Here is a 2,370-nt window from a genome sequence, read left to right as displayed (position 1 = left end):
CACGTCAGCATCCTGACCATGAACGGCGACAGCTATCGGCTGAAGCAGTCGGCCGGGCGTCGGCGCTCTGCCGCCAGGGCGGAGCAAAACCAGGCCACCGAGATCATCGACCTTGAAACCGGCGAGATCACCACCGCCTGATCGACGACGACAACGATATGAAGATGGCCCCGATCGGGGCTATCTTCATATCGTCAGGCCCGCATCAACAATGGCCTGTTTTTACTCCGCCCCGCTGGCCTGGAATCCGACCGGCGTTGACATGCGTAACCGAATAGCGTCATTTGAGCCTCATCTGTTCGATCAGATTCTAGACCGTTCGCGCGGAGTGTTCAATATCCATGATACCGGCCCTGATGAGACGTAGATCGTGTTCCAAGTGACACGATCAACCAGGGTATACCCTTTTCTGACGTTCCGTCGAAGATCGCGTTGGACCGGAACTGAGCACCATTCTGTTGGCTTCTTCGCTCAAACATGTGCAGCGGCGACGAAGCGGCTCTGAGCGCGCGCGCGAAGCTCCGTGCAATATCGAGACCACAGGCGCAATGTGGAGACGGGCACGATCGGAGATAGCGCGATGGCGGACGACGCAGAGGCAGACGCGGGTCCTAGTCGTGAGTCTCCGGCGATCGCTGTCACGTTGCCAATTGCTCATGCAACGACGGTTATTCGGAGCCTCGGGCCTGGCCTCGTGACAGGCGCGGCTGACGACGACCCGAGCGGAATTGCGACATATAGCCAGATAGGCGCACAATTCGGTTATGCTTTTGCATGGACAATGCTTTTCAGCTTCCCACTTATGGCAGCGTTTCAGGAAGTTTGTGCCCGCATCGGTGCTGTGACTGGGGTCGGTATCGCACATAACCTACGACGGCACTACTCTGTGTGGGTCTTGCGGTTTGTGGTCATATTGTTGCTCGTTGCCAACGTGATCAATCTCGGTGCAGATCTCGGCGCAATGGGTGCCGCAGCGCAATTACTTATCGGAGGGTCCGGGTTGCTGTATACGGTGCTGTTTGGCATCGTATGCATCCTCCTTGAAACGCTCCTTAGTTATGCGCGCTACGCGCAGGTCCTAAAATGGCTGACCCTGTCGTTGTTCGCTTATGTCGCAGTTGTCTTTGCCGCCCACGTCCCTTGGGGAAAAGCACTACACGGCACCTTGATCCCGACGCTGGTTTTCAACGGACCAAACGCGATGGCGCTTGTAGCTATTCTGGGCACTACCATCAGCCCGTACCTGTTTTTCTGGCAGAGTTCTCAAGAGGTGGAAGAAGGGCGGCGACGCCACGTTCGCCCACTGGGCCTGACGGCGCGCAGCGCCGGGACAGAATTACGGCGCATTCGCACCGATACGATGATCGGGATGGGCTTTTCGAATCTGATCGCGCTGTTCATAATTTGGGCAACCGCCGCAACACTCCACGCCAGCGGGGTGACCAACATTCAGACATCATCGCAAGCCGCAGAAGCGCTGCGTCCGATCGCTGGTCCCTTCACATTCTTCGTGTTCGCCGCCGGCATCATTGGCACGGGCATGCTGGCCGTACCTGTACTGGCGGGATCGGCAGCCTACGCCGTCGCCGAGCTGTTTCAGTGGCCAGGGACACTCGACAGCCGACCGCGACAGGCACGCGCCTTCTACGCCACCATCGCTGTGGCGACCCTAGGCGGCGTCGCGCTTAATTTCACATCTTTGGATCCGATCAAGGCGCTTTACTGGAGCGCAGTCGTCAACGGTGTCCTTGCGGCACCTCTAATGGCGATCATCATGCTAATTGCGTCCAACCCAAAAATCATGGGCCGGCTGACACTGCCGACATACATGCGGATCGTCGGTTGGCTGGCGACGGCTGTGATGGTCGCCGCGACAATTGGCTTCTTCGTTCTTTGATTAAGCATACCGGCGTATCAATCTCGTGCGTTGTGAAGAGCTTTGGGTTGAAGGCCGCCGGCACCGTCGCCGTGGCTCGTGCCTCGGTCGGTTCCGATGGATTGTCGTATAGGCACTAATACCAAGTCCCTCGGAGCCTGACTCAGCGCCGGGGATTCCCAAGTCGGTCATGATCTGATTCAACATCGCAAACGGTGGGAGGTTGGCGGTGGCATCAGCGGTTGGGCTAAGGGACGATTTCGACGGGTCTGGTCTTCGAAGGTTGGCGCGTTTGAGCGGTGACGCCAATCAGGTCCGGCGGCTGCTGGCGCTGGCGGTGATTTACGATGGTGGTGCGCGGCACGCGGCGGCACAGGTCGGCGGCGTTGGTTTGCAGACGGTTCGAGACTGGGTGCTGCGCTTCAATACCAGCGGGCCCGACGGCTTGCTCGACGGCAAAGCCCCCGGTCCCCGTCCAGTGCTTGGCCCAGAGC

At 58.9% G+C, this 2,370-nt stretch carries 2 protein-coding genes; both read left to right on the top strand.

What is annotated here, in order from left to right; all coding sequences use genetic code 11:
* The first annotated feature begins 580 nt into the window (after window positions 1-580).
* Entirely contained in the window at window positions 581-1,897 is a 1,317-nt protein-coding gene (locus RI03_RS00015) for an NRAMP family divalent metal transporter (RefSeq protein WP_081504177.1), read from the top strand.
* 184 nt (window positions 1,898-2,081) lie between these two features.
* The coding region (locus tag RI03_RS00010; protein WP_026046319.1) for a helix-turn-helix domain-containing protein at window positions 2,082-2,370 on the top strand (289 nt) is incomplete at its 3' end.

The sequence above is a fragment of the Sphingomonas sp. PAMC 26621 genome (genome assembly GCF_000251145.1).
Classification (GTDB): Bacteria; Pseudomonadota; Alphaproteobacteria; order Sphingomonadales; family Sphingomonadaceae; genus Sphingomonas.
Note: the sequence above shows the minus strand (reverse complement) of the source record. Positions and strands in the feature narration are given on the sequence as shown.

What these genes read in the sequence shown, in the direction of transcription:
- RI03_RS00015 (WP_081504177.1), top strand. Translation starts at nt 581, where the DNA reads ATGGCGGACGACGCAGAGGCAGACGCGGGTCCTAGTCGTGAGTCTCCG.